Annotated in this window: 31 protein-coding genes, 1 tRNA gene and 1 pseudogene; 20 read left to right on the forward strand and 13 right to left on the reverse strand. The window is 32.7% G+C overall.

Annotated features, from left to right (window positions below; translation table 11 throughout):
* From GFS03_RS02140 to GFS03_RS02160, 5 genes are all read right to left on the reverse strand, one after another.
* Positions 1–705: an ATPase domain-containing protein gene (locus tag GFS03_RS02140; protein WP_153422291.1), complete on the reverse strand. Its 705-nt coding sequence runs from the start codon at positions 703–705 to the stop codon at positions 1–3.
* Positions 687–1,175, reverse strand: coding sequence for a flagellar protein F (locus GFS03_RS02145; protein WP_153422292.1), 489 nt, complete (start codon positions 1,173–1,175; stop codon positions 687–689). Before GFS03_RS02145 ends, GFS03_RS02140 begins: the two co-directional genes overlap by 19 nt.
* 2 nt (positions 1,176–1,177) lie before the next feature.
* Positions 1,178–1,642, reverse strand: coding sequence for a flagellar biosynthesis protein FlaG (locus tag GFS03_RS02150; protein WP_153422293.1), 465 nt, complete (start codon positions 1,640–1,642; stop codon positions 1,178–1,180).
* Positions 1,635–2,390, reverse strand: a complete 756-nt coding sequence (locus GFS03_RS02155) for a hypothetical protein (protein ID WP_153422294.1) — start codon at positions 2,388–2,390, stop codon at positions 1,635–1,637. Before GFS03_RS02155 ends, GFS03_RS02150 begins: the two co-directional genes overlap by 8 nt.
* 70 nt (positions 2,391–2,460) lie before the next feature.
* Positions 2,461–3,357, reverse strand: a complete 897-nt coding sequence (locus tag GFS03_RS02160) for an archaellin/type IV pilin N-terminal domain-containing protein (protein WP_274596255.1) — start codon at positions 3,355–3,357, stop codon at positions 2,461–2,463.
* 136 nt (positions 3,358–3,493) lie between these two features.
* Between GFS03_RS02160 and GFS03_RS02165 the strand changes: the two genes are divergently transcribed.
* The 10 genes and pseudogenes from GFS03_RS02165 to GFS03_RS02210 all read left to right on the forward strand — a co-directional run bounded on the left by GFS03_RS02165 (position 3,494) and on the right by GFS03_RS02210 (position 10,581).
* Entirely contained in the window at positions 3,494–3,979 is a 486-nt protein-coding gene (locus GFS03_RS02165) for a hypothetical protein (protein ID WP_153422296.1), read from the forward strand.
* Positions 3,963–5,435, forward strand: coding sequence for a hypothetical protein (locus GFS03_RS02170; RefSeq protein ID WP_153422297.1), 1,473 nt, complete (start codon positions 3,963–3,965; stop codon positions 5,433–5,435). Before GFS03_RS02165 ends, GFS03_RS02170 begins: the two co-directional genes overlap by 17 nt.
* Positions 5,429–5,872, forward strand: a complete 444-nt coding sequence (locus tag GFS03_RS02175; protein ID WP_153422298.1) for a hypothetical protein — start codon at positions 5,429–5,431, stop codon at positions 5,870–5,872. Before GFS03_RS02170 ends, GFS03_RS02175 begins: the two co-directional genes overlap by 7 nt.
* A gap of 88 nt (positions 5,873–5,960) precedes the next feature.
* Positions 5,961–6,770: an HTH-type transcriptional activator ArnR gene (gene arnR / locus GFS03_RS02180; protein WP_153422299.1), complete on the forward strand. Its 810-nt coding sequence runs from the start codon at positions 5,961–5,963 to the stop codon at positions 6,768–6,770.
* A 13-nt stretch (positions 6,771–6,783) separates the two neighbouring features.
* Entirely contained in the window at positions 6,784–7,272 is a 489-nt protein-coding gene (locus GFS03_RS02185; protein WP_153422300.1) for a hypothetical protein, read from the forward strand.
* Positions 7,269–7,451, forward strand: a complete 183-nt coding sequence (locus GFS03_RS02190; protein ID WP_153422301.1) for a hypothetical protein — start codon at positions 7,269–7,271, stop codon at positions 7,449–7,451. The genes GFS03_RS02185 and GFS03_RS02190 overlap by 4 nt, the downstream gene beginning before the upstream one ends.
* 183 nt (positions 7,452–7,634) lie before the next feature.
* A pseudogene (locus GFS03_RS02195) lies at positions 7,635–8,265 on the forward strand (IS6 family transposase).
* 186 nt (positions 8,266–8,451) lie between these two features.
* Positions 8,452–8,670 carry a ribbon-helix-helix domain-containing protein gene (locus tag GFS03_RS02200; RefSeq protein ID WP_153422302.1) on the forward strand — a complete coding sequence of 73 codons (219 nt, stop codon included), beginning with the start codon at positions 8,452–8,454 and terminating at the stop codon, positions 8,668–8,670.
* A 170-nt stretch (positions 8,671–8,840) separates the two neighbouring features.
* Complete coding sequence (locus GFS03_RS02205) at positions 8,841–9,575, forward strand: ParA family protein (RefSeq protein ID WP_153422303.1); 735 nt, start codon at positions 8,841–8,843, stop codon at positions 9,573–9,575.
* 238 nt (positions 9,576–9,813) lie between these two features.
* Complete coding sequence (locus tag GFS03_RS02210) at positions 9,814–10,581, forward strand: ParA family protein (RefSeq protein ID WP_153422304.1); 768 nt, start codon at positions 9,814–9,816, stop codon at positions 10,579–10,581.
* Here the strand turns inward: GFS03_RS02210 and GFS03_RS02215 are convergent.
* Together GFS03_RS02215 and GFS03_RS02220 are read right to left on the reverse strand one after the other, a co-directional pair.
* Complete coding sequence (locus tag GFS03_RS02215; protein WP_153422305.1) at positions 10,576–11,571, reverse strand: zinc-binding dehydrogenase; 996 nt, start codon at positions 11,569–11,571, stop codon at positions 10,576–10,578. The two genes, GFS03_RS02210 and GFS03_RS02215, sit on opposite strands and share 6 nt — an antisense overlap.
* Before the next feature lie 50 nt (positions 11,572–11,621).
* On the reverse strand, positions 11,622–11,987 hold the full coding sequence (locus tag GFS03_RS02220) for a hypothetical protein (protein WP_153422306.1): 366 nt from the start codon (positions 11,985–11,987) through the stop codon (positions 11,622–11,624).
* 81 nt (positions 11,988–12,068) lie between these two features.
* Between GFS03_RS02220 and GFS03_RS02225 the strand changes: the two genes are divergently transcribed.
* Complete coding sequence (locus GFS03_RS02225; protein ID WP_153422307.1) at positions 12,069–12,680, forward strand: ParA family protein; 612 nt, start codon at positions 12,069–12,071, stop codon at positions 12,678–12,680.
* Positions 12,681–12,958: 278 nt separating this feature from the next.
* On the opposite strand, the gene GFS03_RS02230 is transcribed toward GFS03_RS02225, so the two are convergent.
* Positions 12,959–13,043 (reverse strand) — tRNA-Leu (locus tag GFS03_RS02230).
* Positions 13,044–13,534: 491 nt separating this feature from the next.
* Here GFS03_RS02230 and GFS03_RS02235 point away from each other — a divergent pair.
* Together GFS03_RS02235 and prf1 are read left to right on the forward strand one after the other, a co-directional pair.
* Complete coding sequence (locus GFS03_RS02235) at positions 13,535–14,521, forward strand: transporter (protein ID WP_153422308.1); 987 nt, start codon at positions 13,535–13,537, stop codon at positions 14,519–14,521.
* Between the two features lie 91 nt (positions 14,522–14,612).
* A complete protein-coding gene (prf1, locus tag GFS03_RS02240) occupies positions 14,613–15,686 on the forward strand; it encodes a peptide chain release factor aRF-1 (protein WP_153422309.1) in 1,074 nt (357 codons plus the stop codon).
* Positions 15,687–15,690: 4 nt separating this feature from the next.
* On the opposite strand, the gene GFS03_RS02245 is transcribed toward prf1, so the two are convergent.
* Positions 15,691–16,323: a phosphoribosyltransferase gene (locus GFS03_RS02245; protein WP_153422310.1), complete on the reverse strand. Its 633-nt coding sequence runs from the start codon at positions 16,321–16,323 to the stop codon at positions 15,691–15,693.
* 83 nt (positions 16,324–16,406) lie between these two features.
* On the opposite strand from GFS03_RS02245, the gene GFS03_RS02250 reads away from it, so the two are divergent.
* The 4 genes from GFS03_RS02250 to GFS03_RS02265 are packed head-to-tail and all read left to right on the forward strand — an operon-like array spanning position 16,407 to position 19,749.
* A complete protein-coding gene (locus GFS03_RS02250; RefSeq protein WP_153422311.1) occupies positions 16,407–17,219 on the forward strand; it encodes an S-methyl-5'-thioadenosine phosphorylase in 813 nt (270 codons plus the stop codon).
* Positions 17,180–17,965, forward strand: a complete 786-nt coding sequence (locus GFS03_RS02255; protein ID WP_153422312.1) for a hypothetical protein — start codon at positions 17,180–17,182, stop codon at positions 17,963–17,965. The genes GFS03_RS02250 and GFS03_RS02255 overlap by 40 nt, the downstream gene beginning before the upstream one ends.
* Positions 17,966–17,980: 15 nt before the next feature.
* Complete coding sequence (gene gdS-2 / locus GFS03_RS02260) at positions 17,981–18,826, forward strand: hexaprenyl pyrophosphate synthase (protein ID WP_153422313.1); 846 nt, start codon at positions 17,981–17,983, stop codon at positions 18,824–18,826.
* 50 nt (positions 18,827–18,876) lie between these two features.
* Positions 18,877–19,749: an ATP-grasp domain-containing protein gene (locus GFS03_RS02265; protein WP_153422314.1), complete on the forward strand. Its 873-nt coding sequence runs from the start codon at positions 18,877–18,879 to the stop codon at positions 19,747–19,749.
* A gap of 49 nt (positions 19,750–19,798) precedes the next feature.
* Here the strand turns inward: GFS03_RS02265 and GFS03_RS02270 are convergent, their stop codons facing one another.
* Genes GFS03_RS02270 through GFS03_RS02280 form a run of 3 tightly spaced genes read right to left on the reverse strand, consistent with a single transcriptional unit; the run spans position 19,799 to position 21,775 of the window.
* Positions 19,799–20,260, reverse strand: coding sequence for an Lrp/AsnC family transcriptional regulator (locus tag GFS03_RS02270; protein ID WP_153422315.1), 462 nt, complete (start codon positions 20,258–20,260; stop codon positions 19,799–19,801).
* Positions 20,257–21,255 carry an NAD(P)/FAD-dependent oxidoreductase gene (locus GFS03_RS02275; RefSeq protein WP_153422316.1) on the reverse strand — a complete coding sequence of 333 codons (999 nt, stop codon included), beginning with the start codon at positions 21,253–21,255 and terminating at the stop codon, positions 20,257–20,259. The genes GFS03_RS02270 and GFS03_RS02275 overlap by 4 nt, the downstream gene beginning before the upstream one ends.
* A gap of 7 nt (positions 21,256–21,262) precedes the next feature.
* Positions 21,263–21,775, reverse strand: coding sequence for a hypothetical protein (locus GFS03_RS02280; RefSeq protein WP_153422317.1), 513 nt, complete (start codon positions 21,773–21,775; stop codon positions 21,263–21,265).
* A gap of 57 nt (positions 21,776–21,832) precedes the next feature.
* On the opposite strand from GFS03_RS02280, the gene GFS03_RS02285 reads away from it, so the two are divergent.
* Positions 21,833–22,663: an isoaspartyl peptidase/L-asparaginase gene (locus GFS03_RS02285; protein WP_153422318.1), complete on the forward strand. Its 831-nt coding sequence runs from the start codon at positions 21,833–21,835 to the stop codon at positions 22,661–22,663.
* Positions 22,664–23,203: a phosphoesterase gene (locus GFS03_RS02290; RefSeq protein ID WP_009989504.1), complete on the forward strand. Its 540-nt coding sequence runs from the start codon at positions 22,664–22,666 to the stop codon at positions 23,201–23,203. It abuts the gene before it with no gap.
* Here GFS03_RS02290 and GFS03_RS02295 read toward each other — a convergent pair.
* Positions 23,200–23,436, reverse strand: coding sequence for a hypothetical protein (locus GFS03_RS02295; RefSeq protein WP_153422319.1), 237 nt, complete (start codon positions 23,434–23,436; stop codon positions 23,200–23,202). The genes GFS03_RS02290 and GFS03_RS02295 overlap by 4 nt on opposite strands.
* A gap of 93 nt (positions 23,437–23,529) precedes the next feature.
* Between GFS03_RS02295 and GFS03_RS02300 the strand changes: the two genes are divergently transcribed.
* A complete protein-coding gene (locus GFS03_RS02300) occupies positions 23,530–23,913 on the forward strand; it encodes a DUF5751 family protein (protein ID WP_153422320.1) in 384 nt (127 codons plus the stop codon).
* Positions 23,914–23,924 lie beyond the last annotated feature (11 nt).

Consider the following 23,924-nt stretch of genomic DNA (forward strand, 5'->3'; position numbering starts at 1 on the left):
TTAAGCCCTCGATAGTGACAGTGGTACGACTTTAATTCCGAGAGCTGGGTCTATATCGAATGAAATAGCGTCACCTCCTTGTATTCCACCGATTGTTTTAATTCTTTCTAGAACCTTTATTCTTCTTCCCCCTATGCTAGTTGCAGAAAGTTTGAAATAAACGTCAACTATGCTTGTGATTCTACTCTTTAGTTCCTCACTAAACACATCTGGGTGGATAGTAAATAATATAAGCTTTCCTAGATCAACTAATACTCTAGCATCTTTCATAAATTGTAAAATTTGCTTTATTTCTGCGAATGTGGCTACTATTGACAAACTATCAATAATAACGAAGTCCATGTTCTTCCTCTTTTTTATGAAGTCTATGATGACTTCAAGTATCCTATTTGCTAATTTTGAATTCCAATTAAATCTATTCGTATTTAACGGAGCAATTCCCAGGATACCTTTTAAGAAAAACGGTATTAGATTAATCTTTACATCTTTCATCTTTTTCAAATAGTCTTTACTAGTTTGTTCTGTAGTTATTACATAACCCTTCTTTCCGCCTATTAGTAGTCCATAACAAAATTGTGCAGATAGAACACTTTTACCGGTTCCATGATCTCCCTCAATCATGATTAGTGCTGGAAACGGTAATCCTGATAATCTTCTATCTAAATCCTCATTTCCAGTTTTTATTATCACAGTATACCCCTCCATATTGCTTTTGGGCCATAATTGGTCACAACAACTATAGTGGCCTCAGTATTAGGATATGGTGAGTACGGTAAATCAGCTATAAAGGTACCTACCATGTTTGGGTTTATTAAAACAGTATTTGAGATCCATTTATATGGGCCTAAGATTGTAGAGTAGTTGTAATTAGAAATTATAAGAGTAGATATGTTACTTATGTTTGCATAATATTTAATAATTATTGTAAAATCCTTAAAATCATATAATACGGTAGATCCATTATTAGTTATTGTTATATATAATAGATTACCATTTACCACTACACTCTTTACAAATATTCTAGTATTAAGTTGATCTAGTTCCATACTTTGTCTCACATCCTCTGCACGTAATAAGAGTTGCTGACTTTTGATATACGCTCCTAAAGCAATCAATCCTAGTGAAATTGTAATGAAAAACAATAGCACGTATGCTACTACTTGTGAAACTCCCATACCTAACTCGCCTCGAATGTATAGCTTACCGAGTAGCCATTAGGGGTAACCAGTTGGATCGTATAATATTGTGTAGTAGACAAAGGTGAGGATAAATAGATGATAATTTTAGCTACAGATCCTGGATATAATGTATTAGTATTAACAACCCAATAGGGTAATGTACTAGCGTTATATCCAATCTGTTGTAGATCTCCTTGTGGACCGAAGTACAATACACTATTTTTCAAGTTAAAAATTGTTGATTCTCCTATATTATGTAAGTATACTATTACAGTTGTAGAACTGACATTTGTAGCATAATCTATTTGAAGATCAGTAACTAATCTTTGCGATTGTAACATACTATACGATACCATGTTAGTGGATATTGATGAAACTACAGAAAAAACCGATCCTGCAAGTACTCCTACTAATGTGACTGCTACGATTAACATTATTGTCTCGCTAATAACTTCACTAGCCATTCTTCCCCACCTCTAAAACTAATAGATACTTTTTCATTTCTGCAGTTACAGAGGAGTAACTTTCAGCTACATTCATAGCAATATTGGCTAAATCTTTTGCTCTTATCTTACCATTATTAGTCCTAATATAAGATTGCACCTTATTTACGATAAACATATCATCAGCAGAAATATAACCTAATTCGTATAAAGCTGTCAACTTAGAATCATTATAATCCAAAATTTCTAGTAATACACAATTTCTGATAAAAGTGCTCAAATCTATGTTGGATGTTCCAACAATTTCCGCTACAGCCTTTAATTCTTTGTTACCTTCTGGTTTCTGTTCGCCTTTAGACTGCTCCGATATGATATTGAAAGGGGATGAAGAGTCAGCTTGGGCAGATTTTAGAGATAAAACGGCATCTTCAATTGAAGAATTTAATTTCTGTAAGGTCTGCTTTAAATCTTCCATAGATGTATTTAGAACATTTACTAGATCACTTTGATATTTATCCATTCTACCTATTAGGTTCTTAAGGAGTTCTTCAATCTCCTTGGTAGAGTTACTCGTAACTCCTTGTTGTTGCTGATTTTGTGTAGTAGTAGTTTGTGTTGTTTGTATATTTTTAGGCCTAGTTATTCTTGGTAATACTATCTTAAAAAAGGATATAAAGAATGCTGCTAAAGGTATGCTTACGCTAATCAGTAAAATAAATAGTGGAGACTCCATTAGTTGTTGCAATTCAGGTAAGTTTATGTTTATCATCCCTCACCTCATGAATGCTACAAATGGGAAAAAAAGATACCTTTTTATTACCTTTTTTAGCACTTTAATCTCACCCTATTACTGATATACTACCCTCTGGCTGGTATACATATTCAGATATTGTGAGAGAAGATCCTATATTGGGTGTAATTTGTATTGTTATTGTCTGATATTGAAATACATAACTTCCTAGATCTGGTCCAAACAAAAGCATTACTCCTATTACTGATCCGGCGGGGGCGATAGCACTCCCTATTAATGGATCTCCTGCCACTGGATATGTAAATGCGAATGTCTGATTAACAAACACATAGTAAGTAATTAGTTGGCCGCTTATGTTGAGAGTGAAAGTGAAACTATTGTCATTCTTTAACCATGGGTAATTGGTAGGGGCAGATTCGGATGTAGTAATAAATATTGGTGATGGTGTTTTTATACTATGATATAGTGTGTAGTTAAGTGCTAGTAACGCATAGTAAGGATTAGGATAATATACATATGTTTGACCTGCACTTGTCTGCTGATTTACGAGATCTAAGTACTGCCCATTCGCGTATACGGCATTCGCTAGTTCAGATGGGGATACTGTTAATAAGGTGTAGTTATATATATTTGAATACGCCACTCCTTCTGCAGATGCAATAAACGAGATGGCTGTAGTAGTGGGCGATAATTCCACGCTAGAAACTCCAGAACTTGGAGATACTGTAAAGTATATCCAGTAGCTTCTAGTATTTGATGGATAGTTGACAGCATATAGGACGGAGCCGGATAGTGTTAATGCTGTTGACGCCGTCTCCTCTCCTTTATTTATAGTGGATTTGGCTTTCTGTGTCACAAATAATCCCATATTTATAGCCACGTAAGCTAATACTGATGCAGTTATTATGAATGCTATTAATATTATTGCAGTGTCTAATCCCGCTAATCCTTTCCTTTTCACTTTTTTGTTGTATTCCTTTAACATTTTTTTGGGGTTCATTTTTTGGTCACTTGCTGAAATGCGTTTCTCAGAACACTTTTAAAAACCTCTCTCTGATTTTCGACTACAAGTCGATATGACTTTAGCTATTTTTTAAGTAACTGTTAGCAAGTAATATTTAATGAATCCCATATTTCTGGAATACAAGGTTATACATGATAATATTACATATTATATTATTTATGTTTTTATATCTAATTTATCACTAAAGTTAGTAACAATGTATGTAATAAATCCTGATTCCCATTCAATTCTTAGTTATAATGTATCTTTGGAGCCTCAACAAATTTTTTCAAATATAACTGGACTATCTACATATTATAGCTTAAATGGAAAAAAGATTCTTGCTTATGAAAGCTACAATGGGAGTATAATAGTAGCATATAACGGGTTAATTCTGAAAAAGGTTAGCAATAACTCCATTCGTTATCTTGTAGCTGCTAACTATCCTGGAATTGATAACAGTAAATTCCCTAGTCTTTATAAACTAGCCAAGATCTCCATTTTTGATTCTAATATAAGGGTTCTAATTTTAGGAGTTTTATTAACTATTTTGTTATTCTTCATTCTAAAAGTTATGGTGGAAAGGTATGATAAGGTTAGATAAAAATAACTTCATTCCGTGGATTTCTGTAGTTCTCTTATTTTTTGCCTACTCCATAGGGACTGGCTTGTATATAACTATACATCGTGTTACGTATTATCCTATTTTTGAATCTAAAATTGTTTCAGTACTTCTCACGATATTCTCATCATCATTAATGACTCTTTACAATTATAAGAGATATGTTTTTCTAGTTCCATTATCTCTATTGTCTTTCCTCTCTGTATCATTAACTCCTCTTATAATCTCTATATTTATTTTACATGAGCTAAGGAAAGTTGACCGGACAGTTAGTATTATATTCCTAGTAATAGATGCATCCATGTTATCATGGCTCATTCTACGTATACTATTGGGCGTTAATACTTACTTTTCTTTTCCTCTAATGATTTTAGAAGCGGGAGCGCCTATGGTGATTCCATTTATATGGTTTGGTGGAGTAATATTCTCCATTTATAAAAGAGATTTAAGTAGTAAGAGTCAACTATTAATTAGTCCCTTAATCCCATTTATTGTAGTACTACTTATTTCTCTAATCCCTTACTTTCCTTTTGTAAATCCTTATAAATTTCCAGAAACTGTTGATTTTAAGTATTATTACTCATGGCTCTTAACACCTACCTTCAGTGGGTGGTTCTTTTACTCCAGGCCTTTGTATTTAATGCTTTTATATATATTATCACTTATTTTTAAGCCGTATACAGTAGCATATTATGAATTTGTATTTCTTTCTGTCTTCTATGTATATTCTGCATATAAGCTAGCCTCAGCTTTGGATAAATCTATAGCTTCTTTATCTGCCTTATTGGCTTCAGTATCTCCTATGCTAATTACCTTTCTATATTCTGGTCTGGAAGCTAACTTATTTTCAATTTCACTAATGTATATCTCAATGTCATATCTTATCAAAAGGGAAAAATTAGGTTTAGCAATACTTTTTTCTTTACTATCAATGTTCTCTCACATATACGCTTGGGCTCAATTATCAGCCGCTATATCTCTATACTATATCCTTAAATCAATTATACGTAAATCTAGACCAGACAACTATACGCTAACCTATTTGTCCTTTTCAATTCCCTTTATAGCTATTGGATTCTTTTTAATTTTAAGTGGTGTTTTCCCAGTACCTATGGGACTATTAAACTATAATCAACTTGTATACCAAATAGCTGTGGTAAGTTGGGGATCAAATAATGCTTTGCTATACTTTTTGTTATCATCATTTGGAAATAAGTATGTTAAAGAAGGCGTTCTGAATTTTGTCTATTCAATCTCGGTATTTGGTATTATCTTTTTGTCCCCGGCTACCAATTTAATTATTGACTTACCTCTTTTTATTCCCGCTGCTTATGCCATAAGAAATATTGATAGGCAAAGTGTTTCGGTATTATTACTCTTAGGTTTAATATTATGGGGTATTTATATGAGTATTAATAGCGTTCCTATGCTATCATAGTAAGATTTTTATTTTCCCTTCGAGATTTATTAATGATGAGGGAAATATACCAGTTATTATTAGTTGGTATTATCTCTTTTTTAGTGATTATGACTGCAGTATCTAGGCTTTATGTTCTCCTCGTTCCTATTGTTTTGTTTTCGACATACTTGATTGTTAAGTCTAGAATACCAGAAATAAAAGATTTAAAATCATTTTATAAATACGTAGAAAAAGTCTATGGAAGAGATTTCGCAGCTATTATCAGGAACAAATATAATGTAATTCAAGGTGATTTTACGTTGGCTTATTTCCCGTCATCAATTAAAGACAATACTGTAGTTATAAGCGATAATCATCTAATCTTGAAACTAAATTCTTCTAAAGTATTAGTATTAAGTAAATATGAAGGTGTTGATTACTTAATAGACATGATTAAAGGTAATAGATCTAGTTAATGAACGCATTCTTACTTAGTAGAGATAATATGGTTTGGCTAATTATAATCAACACTTAAATAGATCCATTGGCTAAATAATTAATGAGATGTCTTATAATATGTTTGATATCTTGAGGGAGCTAGATTCTATAGTAGATTTTGCTAGAGCTAAATTACAGTGGGATATTTTATTTTTCATAAATTCTAAGGGGCCTTCATCTGTTTCAGAAATAGCAGAGGGTACTAGTAACAGCAAAAAGGCGGTAATTGATGCTATAAGGAAACTGATAGAGAAGGAACTGATTATTAAGGTTAAGTATGACGTTTACGATTTATCTGATAAGGGAAAGCAAGTATTAAATAAACTCAATTCCTTTACATCTCATACAATACCTAGTCAAAATGATGTTGATTATAACAATAAGGCATTAGTAAATATAGAAAATCCTTCGCAAAACTTCTATTTGTTAGAATTGATAAAGATATCTCTGCTTAATAATGACATTTTACCTGTAGACAAAGCGTATAAAGAATTGGGAATATCAAAACAGACGCTTAAGTACTATCTAGAATTATTTATAAAAAAGAAGATTTTTAAAAAAGTGAACAAGAAGAACTTGTTAGGAAAGAATACTCAATGTATTGTGCTAACTAATGAGGGAAGGAAAATGGCGTATAAGGTACCTAGCCTAATTAAAATAAAAAATAATTTATTTCTAAGATTATTATTAAAAATGACTTTTAGTATAAGTTATGAATCAGCCTTAGTGAAACTTATGGTTTTCTTCGCATTATCTTCACCCATAATAATATATTATGATGGCGATGAACCAATTCGTGAACTTGGCATTTTATGGTTATATATGTTGGTCTTCACCTCATTATTGAGTATATTCGCTTATTTAACAATGAGATAGGTGATGGTTATATATGGAGTTAGTTAATGTTAGTCTTCTATATTTAGTAACAGGAAATTATACTCATTATCTTATGTTAGTTACTATACTTAATGTGAGCGATAATTTTGCTATTATAAACATGACAGAGATAAGTCATAACATTACATTATCATATATCGTAGCCTATCCAATTTTCCTTATTTATGTACCAAACGAAACACAACAAAGTATAGTCACTCAGTTTAATGGATTAAACACCACGATTGTTAATATACGGAATTTTACGATCTATGTTGATGTATATAATGGCATAGTGGTACATTATATAGGACATGGAATTAATGTAACTCTAATTGGAGCTACAATTCCCCTAGGGCCAGGGGTCTACAAATCAATTCCTTCATATATACTGGGTCATCAAAGAAGTAATAATAATATAGAAGAATATGAGACATTTCTTCTTACGATTGTACTAGTAGTTTCATTTTATATTATATTTGAGAGGATGAATAAAAAATGAAAATATATAATCTTGGAAGGGCTTTAATTTTAACTGGTATAGTGGAGCTAATATTGGCTTCTCTTTTTTATTCTGACAAGAAGGCTATTTTGTCGATATTATTGGGGGATTATTCGTATTTTTGCCTTCTTATTGGTGTTATAGTTATAGCCGTATATGGAGCAATAACTAAGAATTGATGTTTGGAATGAGTGTGGTCAACAATTTAATTAATTTGAAATTAATCGTATAAGTTGCTTTTGTTATGAAAATAAATCCTTTTATTTAGCGTAATACCTTTTTGGGTGAGCACGGGATTTTTATTGGTGAGCACATGCCTAATAGATGGAATATCCCCGTCTAGACCAAGTTATTTTAATCCTATGGAGTATAATATTAATCTTAAGCCTAGATTTCACGTTAGGGAGGAGATCGCGTTAGGCTTAGCGAGTTATCTAGCTGGCTTATCCTCTTGGAGGACTACATTACCACACTCCACCTTGCTTTACTATTACAAGAGGCTTGGTAGGGTTAAGTATGTTGTGTCCTTGAGTGGTCTTTACGCTATTGACGAGACTAAGGTTGTTTGCGTTAGGGGGTAATTATTATTACGTTTGGATTATTAGGGATGTTGTAACTAAGGCTATTCCTTTCTTCATGGTCACTAGCTTGAGGAGTGGTTTTCACGTATTAATAGTTAACATGAGGGGGATTGATGAGATTGCTGGTAAGTACTTTAAGAGGGTTGATCGAGTGATTTAATTGCATGATGGTTTACCAGCTTATAATGCCTTTGACTGGTTTAATGTTAAGCACAAGAGGGTTTGGTAGGAGGGATTATGCTGAGCAAGGACATTGAATAGGCTCTCCTCGATGGACCTCCATTTCCCTCGGAGTTCAAATAGGTTAAAGAGTTGGCTCTCTACCTTCTTCCTAATCTACAACATTCTTTACACTCAAGTGTATTTAGTGGATAGGAGAGTGATAATAAATGCAAATATTTTAAATGCATGAAATTGTTGTTCATGCTCATTCAAAGATCTGTTAAAATTACAAGAATAATTAATGACAGTTAATATAGGTTTCTAGTTGTAGAATAACTATATTTAATTTATTTTTAATATATTCTTGAGATCGTGTATCACAAGTAATCATGAAGATTTATAACCTATAACTAGTAATATCTATAGGCGGTAATTTGTGGAAAAGATAGTGAAAGTTAATGATACCACTTATATACTAGAAGATGAACGATCGGTTGTTATAACATTCAAACTGGAAGAGAACTTTTTGAATACAGTCGATGAAATTGTGAAGAAATTAGGCTATGAACGTAGGAGTGATTTCATTAGGGATGCCATAGAGAAATATATAAAGTATCTTAAGTCAAGCAGTAGTAATAATAACGAGAATTATTGATGAATAATTAAGTTTAAGTAAATATAAATTAAATTTAGCAAGATATATAATAAGAACATAGATAGATTGAGAGCTAGAAAGCTCCGCATGACTAATATGAGATTCTGAAAAAAGAAATACTCCATAAAATTTTTATTTTGCTACAGAGAAGTTTTATGAGGTTTAGAAATATGGAAGTCATTTATGTACTTGGAGTAAAAGGCGGTATAGGTAAAACAACCTTCTCTCTTTATTTTGCTAATCGGCTATCCTCAACCGGTAAAAAAGTATTGTATATTGATCATGATTATTTTTCCTTTGGATCCTTAATATTGGGACATAATGATCTTGGACTTCTTGAGGAGATCGAAAACAATTTACCAATATTTTCAAGAAGTTTGAAAAATATTGATAATCTTTTAATTTTAAAACTTTTTTCAAACCCTTTAAATGCCAATAAGGATTATTCTTTATTGAATAACAATATACCTCATATTGCAAGCACCATTGCTAAGATGGGACTTAATTATATTATTTTAGATTCTTCAGTGGGTATACTTCCAGATAATGATATTGTAATTGCATTACTAGAAAATCTAAATGCAGAGAAAAAAGGAGTATTCATAACTGATATGTTATCAGTGAATTCTACTATAAAATATGCTAAATTATGGGAAAATGTGATAAAATATAAGATATTGGCTATAAATATGGTTCCACCAATACCAGAGGACTTATCTGAAGCTATGGAAATTGCAAATGGAGTCTACTATAATAATAAAGAGTTATTCAACAATGTGATAGTTGTTCCATTTGACGAAAAAATGTATAACTATAAACCTATAGGCACTGAGTATGAAAACGAGAAACTTAACATTATACTATCATGTATTGTTAAAGGATGTAATACTCCATTAATAAACTAGATATTGTTAAGTTATATATGTCAAATATATATGAAAATCATTTTATTTACAATAAAATAGAAGACATAAGATCAGATGCAAAGATTTTCAATCTTAGTCATTATATATACTTGGGTTTAATTATGTTTAGTGATCGTACAAAATTGAACTTAGTCTCGGAATATACATAATATATTGTAAAGAGACAAGAATATTTTCTAGAGTAGATTTATAAGGTTGTTTACGATAGTAAAAATAGATGATAAGGATAAACGTTGTCGGATTTAAAGGTGGTTCTGGAAAATCTACTATAGCATATTATATGGCCAGACAGTTAACTGAGTATTATAATGTAGCACTTGTAGATAAGACATTTTCTGGAACTATAAGTCGTATATATAACATAAATAATAATATTTTCTCATTTCTAAAAGGAAGGAACGAAGTGTTCTATATTAATAGAAATAATCTTTCGGTAATAAATATGTCGTTTTTAAGTGAGGATGATCTGAATGGTCTTGACTTTAATGCATTCAAATACTTATATGGAAAATTGATAAAGGATAGTGATATAGTCATTGTAGATCATTCATCTATACCTCATGATTTCGCAACTGAGATAGAGTTGAAGGCATTTATGGAAAATTTTAGAAACTTTGCATATAACACAGTGCTTGTTCTTAGTGGAGACGAAATTCCAATAAAAAGATATTTAAACTATACCGTGCTGTTAAACGAGTTTGTAAAGAACTATGCTGAGAATGTCTTAGGTATTTCTTTACCAAGTAGTGTTAAATTTCTAAAAATCATAGCGGTGATTATAAACAAAATTCTTAAAGGTCAAGAAAGTAGGTTAGAGGAATTTATAAAAGGAGACGAAATACTGCAGAGATCTGCTAGATTTGTCATTCCCTTTTATATTTCTCTCACACAAAGACATTTCAAGGATATTGAACCTCCTAAGGAGATAAATGATATCATAAGATACATATTAGACTTCTTAAGAGAGCCAACTTCGATTTTATGATATTTGTAGCATTATTCGTCCATCTCTATTTTCGCTCATAATTTCTTTCACAGCTTCTACCCCTTCATCTAGTTTGTAAGTTTTATGAACCTTCATCTTGCAATCCCTACATAGATTAATTAATTCCACCAGCTCCTTTCTAGATCCACCTGTAGTTCCAAGTACCTTTATATGCTTTCCATATAAGGGGCTAAGATTCACTTTCACTTCACTTCCAGTTAAAGTTCCGAAGAATGCCAATTTGCCACCTACACCTAGAACTTGTAAGCTTTGTTCCCACATAGAGGAGCCTAAGGAGTTTATTACTATATCAGCCATTTTCCCATTGGTTATTTCTTTAACCTTTTGCACTACATTATCATATCCTATTACATAATCTGCTCCAAATTCCCTTAGCCAGTTCTTTCTTGATACAGCAATTACCGTGGATCCGAACTTCTTAGCTAATTGAACTGCAAAGAGACCAGTGTTACCGCTTGCACCAAATACTACTACAATATCGTTTGGGCTTACTTCTAATTCTTTTAGAGAGTGGTACGAAGTTAAAGCAGCTACTGGTAAACTAGCTGCAAGATCCCAACTTATATTTTCCGGAATTTTGAAAACATTTTTATCTAGAACCGAAAAATATTCTGACCATCCACCATTCGTTATAACGCTCATTATCCCTCCATTTCTACACAACATCTCCCTTCCAGATAGGCATAAATCGCAAGTCCCATCAAAAACTCTGTTATATACCACTACCTTATCTCCCTTAGCTATTCCCTTTACATGGTCACCTACTTTTTCGACTATTCCAGCTACTTCCGCTCCGGGTATATGGGGCATTGGAGTAACTGGAATTGCGTTAATCACGAAGTAATCTATAGGGTTTAAACCAGATTTAACTACTCTTATCAAAACGTCATGTGGACCTAATTGTGGTTCTTGGACTTCTTTTACCTTGAGATTTTCTAAACCACTCTTGTCGAAAACTAGGGCTTTCATAAAATGAAGTTGTTCTCTGCAGTATAAATCGGTTACTTAACTTTAGGTAACTATTGTCTTATTCCTATCTTTGCCTTATTCTTAAAGCTAATATATTCATACGCTAAGCTTACGAAGTCTTCATCAGCCTCTTCCCCCTTCTTCTTTATTGTAATATATCTCAAGGTCTCTAGTTCCAGTGACGTCAGATTAGTTATGTATAAAAATATATTTGTGGGCTTGTGCAGTAAGATGGCTTCAGCTCCTTTAAGTACAAATAGGTGCAGTTTTTCTCCATACTCTTCTTCAACAACTTGTAGATTAGTTGGAAAATTAGTTATTTTTCTCATCCATAGGTTCTCGAGCATTCGTACTTCTTCATCGTCGTTTACCTTTTCGATATCTTTAACAAATTTCTCAATCACATTCATAAGCATTATAAAATAGTTTTTTTAATGGTTTTAAGTTTGAAGCGAAAAAATTATTAGATAAGATGTGTAGTATTATGTAGAGAATTATTGGCAACCAATATTGTCAGAGTTTTGAGTATCAAAGGTGGCGTTGGCAAAACCTCTATAGCTTATGCATTAGCGAGAACCATCTCTAGTTCTGGCTACAAGGTACTGCTTTTAGATATGGATAATCTTCATACTATTTCAAGAGTATTGGGAGTTAAGAATTGTGAGTTAACATATGTAAAAAATATTTTCGTATTTGCATGTAACGATTTCAGTAAAATTTCGTTTAGCAATTATGAGTATGTGATAATTGATACTTATTCTGGGATATCTAATGGAACGCTTTCTGTTATCATGGGGGATCGTATTTACAATATTTTCGTTTCGGATTTTTCTTCTGTCGATACTACTCTAAATTATGTAAGAGAGTGGAATAGTGAGGAGAATACTAATTTTTTAGTTGTAAATATGGTTATAAGAGAAAATAACGAGTATGACGTTATGTTAAGAAAGTTTTTTAATTCCTTGCCTCTTAAAAGTAATGTGAAGATAAATAAAGTATTTTTATTTTTCTTTGATGAAAATTATTATGGATCATATAAAGTAGATCTAAATAATATAGAACTCTTAACTAGTTATGTATTAAGTGGAGTGACGGAATCTGATTTTTAGAAATGCTTAGTAGTGAAATTTCAATATTCTCTTAAAGATATCTCATAAAGAATAAGCTAGAAAACGTTAAGACTAGAAAGTCTGAATGATAAGTGAATAATAGTTTTCCAAATAAAGTGAGCGGATTTGAACTTAAAATAACTACTGATGCTCAAGATTTGCTAAATTACGGCTTTCGTTACAATAAAGATTATAGTTATAATTTAAATAAGTGGAAATTAAATTCAGAAGATATTTAATACCAGATTATATGAGAAAATTACGACGAAGTAATTTTATGCGGGGGACGGGATTTGAACCCGTGCAGGCCTTCGCCAGCGGAGCCTCAGTCCGCCCCCTTTGCCCTGGCTCGGGCACCCCCGCACACCAATACTTTATATTAACTAGGTATAAAGTTTTACCATAGAATATGAGAGAGGGAGTTTATGAAGGAGGTAAATGTTCCAAACTTTTAAAATGTAATTCGGGTACGAGACCCAGGTTAAGAAGTTCTTCTTTTGGAGTTAGAATAGCTTATGTTAGTATGAAGGGATACTCTATGGTTTTGATTTATTTTAAAGTATAAGTAATATAAAAAGAGATTTGTCCTACATAAATATATGAGCATAGGAGAAATTCAATAAATTGAGAGTCTAGACAAATACTCAATATTGCTTATGTTATTAATTTGGATTAAAATACGTTAGGGGAAGCTTCATTATCTTGGTGAGGACAGTTTATTATCTCTACTTTAGTTTAAATTCAGAATCTACAGAAATGTAAAATTAGATAAAGCTAGTTTTGGCTACGTAAAAAGTTTTAGAGTGGTCTCTCGCTTAGTTGTTCTTTAAACTTAAGTTGAAAGTGCAATGTCTTTGTTTGGCAATAAAGTAAAATCCTTTACGTTACCTATTATTTCGTATGCCGTTCCTACATTTGTATTAGTTTATCCATCATTCTTTGTAAACTGGCTAAGTGATTCTATGCATTTAGCGTATTGGCAAGTGTTCGCAATAGTCGCTTTACCATTTCTGGGCAGGATAATAGGGTCTTTCGTATATCAGTTATTCAAAAGTAGTGTAATACCTTACTGTTTTCCATTGCTTGGCTTTTTGGTAATTCTTCAAAACTTTTTAGGAGAATTAATTTTTGTGAGATTTTTAGTAGGGATAATATTTGGTTTGTTAACGAGCTATGCCGTAGAAAGTGCAGTAAGAAGTGGTAGAAATGTATTAGTAGGATTTACAACTGCTGGTTGGTCTATAGGTTGGGTGATTAGCTATCTAGCTTATTCCTTCCTTAAAAATTGGAATGTAATTACTATAAGTGGAATTGCAATAATGCTGTTAGCATTATTTGAATTGAATAAGAAGGAGTTCAGAAGAGATTTAAGTTCTGTATCTTTCCCTAAGCTTTCCTCAATATTGATTTATATATCAGCGTTAACACCAGCTTTCATTTTGCAAGTCATGCCAAGCTTTTTGGAGGCAATAAAGCTTACATGGTTAATTCTTCCATCCTATTTATTATCAATTCCAACCTATGTGCTTTTACCTATAATTAGTGAGAAAGTAGGAATTAGAAAGGTTTTAGTTATTAGTTCAATTATTGTAATACTTAGTTGTATTATTACTTTTCTTCTATTGCCCATGGTTGTAATTGTTTTTACTAGTGTAGGTCTTGGTATTTTAGGGATAACGCCAAAATATCTTGCAATGAGAGGGGAAGATCCAAAGAGGATGGGTTTAGCTTTGAATATTGGTTCAGTAATGGGTCTCATAGTACCGGTATTATATGGGTTAATGCCACTTTCATCAGAGTTTTTATTATCAATTTTAGTGGTTTTGATGTTATTAATATGAAGTTAAATCGGCAGATTTTTAAGATATGAGATTAGTAAATGATAATGATTAGGGATGAGTCTTTGATGAATATGCCTTAAATAAACAAGAATTGAAGGCATTAATTAAGGAATTAAAGAAGTGGAAGGCGCCAGCTACTGTACTTCTATCCTTATATATACCTCCTGGTAGGCCTATTCCCGATGTAGTCAATCTTCTTAGGCAAGAGTACTCAATAGCCCAGAACATAAAGCTTAAGAGGACTAGAGATGCTGTACTTTCTGCTATAGGTGCAGCAATAGATAGGCTGAATAAGATACCGAAGGTAGATGGTAATGGTTTAGTGCTGTTTTGCGGTGAAAATTTCGATACTGAGGACTTCAAGTGTTTTATGTTTTCTCCTCCAGATAAAGTTCCATTATTCTTTTATAGAACTGACAAGGAGTTTCATGTAGAATTTTTAGAGGATATGGTGGAAGATACTGCAGTATATGGTCTTATAATTGTAGAAAGGGATGAAGCCACTATAGGTTTACTTAAGGGAACTAGAATAGAAATTTTAGAGGAAATTGAAGGTTTTGTGCCAGGTAAACATATGATGGGAGGGCAATCTCAGAGAAGAATTGATAGAATAATAGACGAGATGTATCATAATTTCTTAAAAGAGGTTGGTGAGAAAGTTAATTCGTATTTTATGCCCTTTATTCAGACGGGCAAGATGAAAGGTATACTACTAGGCGGTCCGGGATATGCTAAGGAGGATTTCTATAAAGAAGACTATGTAGACTACAGGATAAAGAATTTAATTTTGCAACCTTTAATTGATGTTTCCGATCAAGGTGAGGTTGGTTTAAGGGAAATTGTAATGAAGGCTGAGGATTTATTAAAGAATCAACAATACGTTGAGGTGGAGAAATTACTAGAGGAATTAAAATATCATTTGGCTAAGGATGATGGATTAATAATATATGGAAAGGAGCAAATTAAGAAAGCTATGGAGATGGGAGCTGTAGAGGCTTTAGTAATTCATGAGGATTCTAGTGATAAGGAGTTAGAGAAAATAGCTCAAGATGCGGAAAATTACGGTGTTAAGGTTTTTGTGGTAAGTGATAAGGTACCAGAGGCTGAATGGGTTAAAAAAACGTTTAATGGTATAGTAGGTAAGTTAAGGTATAGGATATACTAAATTATTATATTATTTTTCTTCTTTTCATTTCCATCAATATTTTATCTAATGAGATTGGTGGGTCATCTATACCATAACTTTCAGCGAAATTCTTTTTCAGTTCATTTACGTCAATATCCTTTGTTTTCATTTCCGCTAATATTTTGTTAACTAAGTTAATTTCGTCCTCCCAGTAATTCCAAGGGTACATGAACCAGGCCCAGTTTACAATTTCTTCCGCATAGTAATCTGGCATAATCTTTGCCGCTGGTTTTATATATTGTAAAGTCGCTGTTTTAACTTCTTTTGGGCTGAAATTTTCAGTTACATACTTTCGAGCCAATTCTATACTGTCGCCCGTATCTGTTATGTCATCTACTATAATTACGTTCTTACCTGAAAGGTCAACTTTAAATGGATATTTCACCTTAGCCTCAGGGGTATGGGATGCTGTTACTATCCAGTGCTCTATCTTTATTGATAATATATCAAAGACGCCTAAGACGTCAGCTACTAATCTAGCTGGTACTAAACCTCCTCTGGCTATTGCAACTATCACATCCACATTATAATCATTATCTTTAATTTTCTCAGCCAATTTAGTTGAAAGATTTACTATTTCGTCCCATGTGACCACTTTCACTGGTATTTTGGGCAAAATTAACTCCCTAAAAAATCTCTGTTAAAACTTTATCAAGTTTTTGGTTTATACTTTATAAGGTACGTTAATGTATTTCACTTATGATTGAGCAAAATGAAAAAGCCTCGATAGGAATTATTGGTGGTTCTGGATTATATGATCCGGGTATTTTTTCAGAAAGTAAAGAAATAAAAATATATACCCCATACGGGGAACCAAGTGATTTAATAACGATAGGTAAAATTGGAAATAAGACTGTAGCATTCCTACCTAGACACGGGAGGAGACATAGAATTCCTCCTCACAAAATAAACTATAGGGCTAATATTTGGGCATTAAAAGAACTTGGGGTTAGATGGGTCATTTCAGTTTCTGCAGTAGGTAGTTTGAGAATGGATTATAAGCCTGGTGACTTTGTAATACCAGATCAATTTATAGATATGACGAAGAAAAGAGATTACACTTTTTTTGATGGTCCTGTAGTAGCTCATGTCTCAATGGCTGATCCATTTTGTAACAGCTTGAGGAAATTGGTATTAGAGACTGCTAAAGAATTAAACATTAGGGCACATGAAAGTGGTACCTATATATGTATTGAAGGTCCTAGGTTTTCTACAAGGGCTGAGAGTAAGATATGGAGAGAAGTTTATAAGGCTGATATAATCGGCATGACGTTAGTACCAGAGGTTAATCTAGCCTGTGAGGCACAAATGTGTTATGCTACCATTGCTATGGTAACTGACTACGATGTTTTCGCTGAGATTCCAGTTACAGCAGAAGAGGTCACTAGAGTTATGGCAGAAAATACGGAAAAGGCTAAGAAACTTTTATATGCGTTAATTCAAAAGTTACCGGAAAAACCAGAACAGGGGTCGTGTTCCTGTTGCAACAGTCTGAAGACGGCACTAGTATAAGGAAACTAGTGAAGTTTTTAAATATAAATTTTCCTCAAACAGATTTAATAGTATATGGTCGTGGTCTTGAACTTCCTGCATTTACTTTTGCAAGAGCTCTTTCTTCCTTGAAGAATAAAATAATCAACATATTAAATATCTACGATTTTCTATTTATTTACAATCCGTATGTTGAAGTTTCAAACGTGGTAGTATTTACTGCGGATGAAAGTGAATTGCGGGAGCTTTTGGATAGTTTAGAGAGTCTAAGAATAAAAGGAAATATTTATTATTGTGGTAAGTCAGAGATAAAACCCAGATATAATTTTATTTCAATTATTAATTTGGATAGAACCTTCTGTGAGATTAATCTATCTCTATCCATTTTAAAGATATTGTGTAATGATAATACAATAAGAGAAAAAAGGATTTTGGATCAATTAAACGATCTTTCGGATTTAGATGATTATGTTAAGAATTATGCAAAAGTTTTCAAGCCAGATTTGCCTATTTTCCTGTCTCCGATCATGTTTCCAGCTAAGTCTTTCTTAGAGAGTCTTGGAGTAAATGTTTCAAGTTATTTTGATACTAAAATATTAGATGGTGCGCAGATAGTTTATACTGGTGTCGATATGCATATTATTAGAAGAATGATTTTTTCCTTAAAATCTAAGGGGGTAATGGTTACTGACGTTTTAATAGACGCAGACCCTCTATTAGCACCCATATATTTAAGTATGATTATGTTTTACTTAAAAAAGAAATGAAGGAGGTTCTGCTGATTGGGCATCATAGAATTTTGGTTAGAAGCTAAGACTACTATAGACAAATTAATAGAAGAGTTTCTAAATTCTAATAGAGATTGGGATCTAGTTGATATAAGTAGCTATATTCTTAAGGATGGTAAGAGATTTAGGGGAACTTTAAACATGTTCTTTACTGTTGCTTTAGGGGGAGATATTAAGGACTCTTATGGTGGTGCTTTGGCTATTGAAATTTTGCATTCTGCTTCTTTAGCTTTGGATGATATAGTTGATCTAGATACAACTAGGAGAGGTGATAAAGCAGCATGGGTTGTATATGGAAATAGGAAAGTAATATTCATAACCAATTATCTTATTCCCACTGCTCTTAGGATAATTCAGACCTCTTATGGTGACGATGCGTTAAATATTAGCATTGAGTTATGGAAGGATACTTCAGTTGGTGCTTTAAGGGATATGTATGATAACAGTGACTACATACGAACAATCGAGTTAAAAACTGGTAGTTTATTTAAGCTTTCCACAGTATTATCTGCATATGCTTCTAAACATTATAATACGAAACAACAGATGTTGGATGTTGGTAAGTATTTAGGAATAATTTATCAAGTAATAGATGATTTTGTTGACTATAAAACTAAGAAAGTAGAGGAAATAAATGGTAGTGCAAAGCAATTATTTAAGTATTATCGAGAAGGAAAGTTGGAAGAGTATGTTAGGTCAGTATATTTAGAATATAAGCAAAAATATGATGAGCTAATAAGTAACATTCCCTTCCAATCTAAATATATTAGTGAGATAAGGTCTCTTCCAGAGTTCTTAGCTAACGGTCTTCTAAAGGAGGCTAATATAGATAAGATTTAAGAAATTTAAATTCAAGGTCTTTTTGGTGGATTATTATTAGATTAGCAGTAATTCATGAATCTGAGAAAGTAACTAAAGCTTCTAAGCAGCTTTTATTAGAGATAAAAAATAGGAATCATAGTGCCTATTATATAAGAATTTCTAAATTAAACGCGGAAATAACTGAAAATGGTATAGAATTCACATATAGTGGAAAGAAGGTTGATATAGATGGTGGATTAATAAGGAACTTAGGCTTCATCTCTACTACTGAACAATTCATAAAAAGGTTTGATGTATTAAGGGAACTAGAAAGAAGCGGAGTGGTGTTGATCAATAGACCAGATTCTATGTTATTGGCCAGGGATAAATTTGCAAGTTTAATGCGAATGAAGAGAATGGGTATTCCAGTTCCGAATACTGCACTAGTAGAAGATCCCTTCGAAGTTATGAGACTAGTCGAAAGGTGGGGTGAAGTCGTAATAAAACCCGTAGTAGGAAGTCTTGGTTTAGGATCTGTTAAAGTTTCAGATCCAGATATAGCATTTAGAGTAGCAAAGGCTATCTTATCAGTAAACCAGCCAGTTTATGTTCAAAAATATGTTAAGAAACCGGATAGGGATATTAGAGTAATCGTAATTGGTGATAAGGTTTTAGGGAGCATATATAGAATATCTAAGGGCGGATGGAAGACTAATATAGCTCAAGGGGCTACGGCGCAAGTCTTAATTCCAGATGCAGAATTGGAGGAAATAAGTTTAAAGAGTGCTAAAGTGCTTGGTTTGGATTATGCTGGGATAGATATTATAGAAGACGTAGAGGATGGTGGTTATAAGATAATTGAAGTTAACGCTGCACCTTTGTGGGATGGATTTGAAGCAGCTACAAACATTAATCCGGCTAAATATATTGTGACACATTTAATAGAAAAGATTAGGAGATGAGGAATAGAAAACCGTCTGAAAAATGTGATGAGGAGCTCTCGCACCTGATTTATAGATCAAGATCTTTCTTATCCTTTATTGATCTAAGTACAAGCATCGTGTAAGTTGATGTAACTCCATCCATATTTCCTATCTTATCTAATACTTTTGCTAAATCTTCTCTAGTTGGAACTCTTACTTTCAGCACTGCATAATATTCTCCAGTTACATCATAAATTTCATAAATTTCTTTCATTTCCACTAATTGTTTTAGTATATTATCATATTTCTTAGGATCCGCTTTTATTAACACAAAAGCTACAACGCTGAGCCCAATCTTATCGAAATCTATTTCAGTATAAAAACCCTTAATGACACCATTTTCTTTTAATCTCTTTATTCTTACATATATTGTAGCCTCGCTTAAATTAAGCATCTTAGCTAGTCTAGAGAAAGGTATTCGTGAATCTTGTTGTAGTATATTAAGTATCTTTTTATCAATATCATCAAGATAATAAAATGACGAATTCAAATAAGAGACCTCCCAAAGATCTTTATCAAGTCAACTCTATTAAAGTCGCCTATTGCAAATTTTAAAATTATTTGGGGATCATTATTAAGTAAGGCTTTCGAAAGTCTTACAGTACCTGGGTCTCTTTCCTTCGTCATTTTTATAATTTTTGCATGCCAGTTTAACGACCAATATAGCTTACTCCTTTTAAATTCCTTTTTGAAGTTTTTTCCAGTTAATATGGAATCAGCTAAAATTTTTGAAGAAATAATCGATGGTCTTATCCCCTCTCCAGTTATTGCATATACAGTACCCAAAGCCTCACCCGTGTAACTACCGTCTAATCTGTCTTCTATCACTCCATAATCTGTAACCCTAGCTCCATGAAACATTTTAATTCTCCCCTTGAGGATCTGTTTTAATCTTTCCTTTAACTCCGGCACCTCAGCGTATCCTCCAATCCCAATTTTAGATCCCTCTCTATCTGGAAATACCCAAGCATAGCCCAAAAAGCCTGAGTAAAAATAGAATTCCACAACTTCTTTATCTATTTCGTAATCTGTAATGTACTGGATGGCGGGAATTGACATAGACTTAGTTACACTATAATGCCCTGTTGCAAATATTATCTTATTATGATCTAATGGTTTATCATTAACGTAGTACTTATCACCCTTTTTTATAACTTTTGAATTAAATTCTACATTTACTTCATCTGAAAGTCTTTTTAAGAAGAGAGGTTTATCGATAATGTATCCTAGCTTGTTATTTGTTTTTATATCAAAAACAAGTTTATTATCAAGATATATTCTAAAACCCTTTATTTCACTAATTATAGTTTCATTGGGTATTGGTATTATATTTTCTATTCCAGTAATTAATCCCCATGCACAAGGTTTGAGTCCAGGTTCTTCCATACTCTCGTAGACTGTTGCCTCAACTTTTTTACTCCCTTTTAAAAAATAAGCTAGAGATAGCCCTGCGGGACCTGCCCCTACTATTGCTATTCTCGTCATATATTGTTCACTTTTTTCTGAAGTAAAATAAAGCTATAATGGCCAAAATTAAAAATCCAGCATATAAGGGTAAGAGCGCGTAAAAGTTTGTTATAAACGCTCTTCCTATTATTGATCCAATAATTAAGACTAATATAAATGCAAATAATCCATTTCCTACATACAATATATCTCTCTTTATTATATTAGGTAATACCGATTTTAACACTAGAAACAAGTTATATATAAATGGAATAGAAAAGGCTAGTGTAACTATTGCGAATTTGTACTCATCTTGATATGCCATAACAAAGAAAACTCCAGCTACATCCGCAAATGTTGATAGAGCGGTGAAGTAAAGAGTGCTAATAGCGGTTTTTATGTCATTTGCCCAAGGTTTCTCAGAAATTAAGATATAGATTGCAATAATGAAGTCTATTGTAGCTCCTGCTAGAAATGCTATAAAAGAGTCTACTAAACCTGGAACTATTGGTAAAACTATCATCAATATGGAAAGGGGTAACGTGTAGCTGGCTTTCATCTTATTCTTAAAGACTATTAATTAGAAAATAAAAATATCTATTCCTAATAGAAGAGTGTGAGATATAATTTACCAGTACTTGTAATACACGGTGGAGCAGGAAGTTGGCAAATAGCTGATCAAGATAAGGCTAAATTGACAATAAGTGAAGCGTTAGAAAGAGGATATTATGAGTTTAGGAAAGGTTCTGCGCTCGAAGCAGTAGTAGAGGCTATATATTATATGGAGGAGTCTGGGGTTTTTGATGCTGGTAAAGGAAGTGTGAGAAACTCGGCTGGATATATTGAAATGGATGCTGGAATAATGATAGGTAATACACTTCAGGCAGGAGGTATCATGGGATTAAGGGAAGGTAGTGCAATAAAAAAGGCTTTAGAGATCTTACTTCAAAATAAGCATGTGTTAATGATAGGCAATAGTGGTAATAATAACTCTAATAATAATAATATTATTTCAGAGAGCAAAGTTTTTGGAGATACTGTAGGTGCTGTAGCCTTAGACCAGCATGGTAATTTAGTAGCTGGGACTAGCACTGGTGGGATAAAAGGAAAATTACCTGGAAGAGTTGGGGATTCTCCTATACCGGGTGCTGGTTATTATGCAACGTCCAATGTAGCTGTTTCTAGTACAGGGATTGGTGAGATAATTTTAAGGATGTTACCCGCTAAAGAAGTGGATATTTTAGTCTCATTGGGTTATACTATTGATGATGCTCTAAGAGCCGTGATAAACAAAATAACTAAAATTTTTGGAAAAGATAATATAGGAATGATAGGATTAGATAAATATGGGAATGCCTCCGCATACTATAATACAAGAGGGATGGCTAGAGGTGTTATTTCCTCAGATGGGGTTAAGAGAGTATATGTCTTCGAGGGTGAGATCTAAATGAAGATATTAGTAATGAGTAATATTAGATTCCCCGAACCTCATGTTGAAAGTACGTTATCAAGTATTATAAAGAAGGAGGAGCCAGAGGTTATAGTATTAAATGGTGATACCACCCAATGTTATTGGGATTATGAGTGTCCTAGAGTTATTGATGTACTCTATGTCATTAGGAGTATAGCTCCTTGGGCCCAGATAATTTACGTTCAAGGAGATATGGATCCTCATGCAATTAAGTGCATAACTGCAGAGCCCAGATATAGGGAGGAGATAATTGGCACAACTATGTACATTGCGGAAGCAGCTTCTGTTAAATATCATATTATTCATGGACATCAAGGAGAAATAGATCAGTTAAGGAAAAGTATTGGTGCCGGTCCATGGGATTGGTTAGTAATAGGTCAATATAAGAGACTAGAAATCGATAAACTAGCAAGGGTATTATATAGTGGGGGTATAACTAGGGAATTCCCACCTGAGGCAAGAGGTTATGTAGTTATAACTGACTCCAATTTTTACATTAGGAATCTAAGAACTTAACCACATGTTGGAAAATATGTTCTTCTTGCGAGTTCCAGTATTTTCACGTCATATATTTCTTCTACGGGATTCAAATCAGATCCCTCTTCCCAAATTTTATAGTCATTTGCAAATATGCTATTCTTTTCTCCTCTATAGAATAATATTTCGTTTATAAATGGTATTTTTCTGAGAGAGTTGATAATGTTTCTTATGTTGTTATCAATTATCCTATACTTGATTACTATAATCACATATTATAATTCTCTCTATATTCTCTTAAGATAATTGATAATAATAAGTGGTATTTTCATAAACCATTTAAATTTGAGTCTTACTAATAGCTTATGCAACTTGAAAATAAGCCCATTGTAGTAATCTCTTCAACTAACGCTGAAGAAATACCAAATTTCGTTAGGACGATGTTTAAGGATTGTAGGTTGAATGGGAGTAAGAAATTAATAATAAATTTCATTTCATCGATTCCTTACCCAGAGTTCATACAAAATGCCAGGGAGGCTCTTTTAGATAATATAGATTTAGGTACTTATATTTACATTTGGAAGCCCGAAGAGGTTGATCAAATGATGCGAAAGATCTTAGAAAATAGTCAAGATATGAAAGGTATAATAATATATTGTGATAATGATAATAAACGTTTTATCGAAAAAATACTACCCAAGATTCCTAATTCAATAAAGGCGAATATTATAAAGGATTATTGTAAATAATTTTTTATTCT

The sequence above is a fragment of the Sulfolobus sp. E5-1-F genome (assembly GCF_009601705.1).
In the GTDB taxonomy this organism is placed as follows: Archaea; Thermoproteota; Thermoprotei_A; order Sulfolobales; family Sulfolobaceae; genus Saccharolobus.

Bases quoted from the DNA above. Each gene is read 5' to 3' on its own strand.
- GFS03_RS02165 (WP_153422296.1), top strand. From the start codon at position 3,494: ATGAATCCCATATTTCTGGAATACAAGGTTATACATGATAATATTACA.
- GFS03_RS02210 (WP_153422304.1), top strand. From the start codon at position 9,814: ATGATAAGGATAAACGTTGTCGGATTTAAAGGTGGTTCTGGAAAATCT.
- GFS03_RS02280 (WP_153422317.1), bottom strand. From the start codon at position 21,775: ATGAAAGCCAGCTACACGTTACCCCTTTCCATATTGATGATAGTTTTA.
- GFS03_RS02140 (WP_153422291.1), bottom strand. From the start codon at position 705: ATGGAGGGGTATACTGTGATAATAAAAACTGGAAATGAGGATTTAGAT.
- GFS03_RS02215 (WP_153422305.1), bottom strand. From the start codon at position 11,571: ATGAAAGCCCTAGTTTTCGACAAGAGTGGTTTAGAAAATCTCAAGGTA.
- GFS03_RS02300 (WP_153422320.1), top strand. From the start codon at position 23,530: ATGCAACTTGAAAATAAGCCCATTGTAGTAATCTCTTCAACTAACGCT.
- GFS03_RS02185 (WP_153422300.1), top strand. From the start codon at position 6,784: ATGGAGTTAGTTAATGTTAGTCTTCTATATTTAGTAACAGGAAATTAT.
- GFS03_RS02145 (WP_153422292.1), bottom strand. From the start codon at position 1,175: ATGGGAGTTTCACAAGTAGTAGCATACGTGCTATTGTTTTTCATTACA.
- GFS03_RS02170 (WP_153422297.1), top strand. From the start codon at position 3,963: ATGATAAGGTTAGATAAAAATAACTTCATTCCGTGGATTTCTGTAGTT.
- GFS03_RS02220 (WP_153422306.1), bottom strand. From the start codon at position 11,987: ATGCTTATGAATGTGATTGAGAAATTTGTTAAAGATATCGAAAAGGTA.
- GFS03_RS02150 (WP_153422293.1), bottom strand. From the start codon at position 1,642: ATGGCTAGTGAAGTTATTAGCGAGACAATAATGTTAATCGTAGCAGTC.
- GFS03_RS02190 (WP_153422301.1), top strand. From the start codon at position 7,269: ATGAAAATATATAATCTTGGAAGGGCTTTAATTTTAACTGGTATAGTG.
- arnR (WP_153422299.1), top strand. From the start codon at position 5,961: ATGTCTTATAATATGTTTGATATCTTGAGGGAGCTAGATTCTATAGTA.
- GFS03_RS02155 (WP_153422294.1), bottom strand. From the start codon at position 2,390: ATGATAAACATAAACTTACCTGAATTGCAACAACTAATGGAGTCTCCA.
- GFS03_RS02275 (WP_153422316.1), bottom strand. From the start codon at position 21,255: ATGACGAGAATAGCAATAGTAGGGGCAGGTCCCGCAGGGCTATCTCTA.
- GFS03_RS02250 (WP_153422311.1), top strand. From the start codon at position 16,407: ATGATTGAGCAAAATGAAAAAGCCTCGATAGGAATTATTGGTGGTTCT.
- GFS03_RS02205 (WP_153422303.1), top strand. From the start codon at position 8,841: ATGGAAGTCATTTATGTACTTGGAGTAAAAGGCGGTATAGGTAAAACA.
- GFS03_RS02290 (WP_009989504.1), top strand. From the start codon at position 22,664: ATGAAGATATTAGTAATGAGTAATATTAGATTCCCCGAACCTCATGTT.
- GFS03_RS02160 (WP_274596255.1), bottom strand. From the start codon at position 3,357: ATGTTAAAGGAATACAACAAAAAAGTGAAAAGGAAAGGATTAGCGGGA.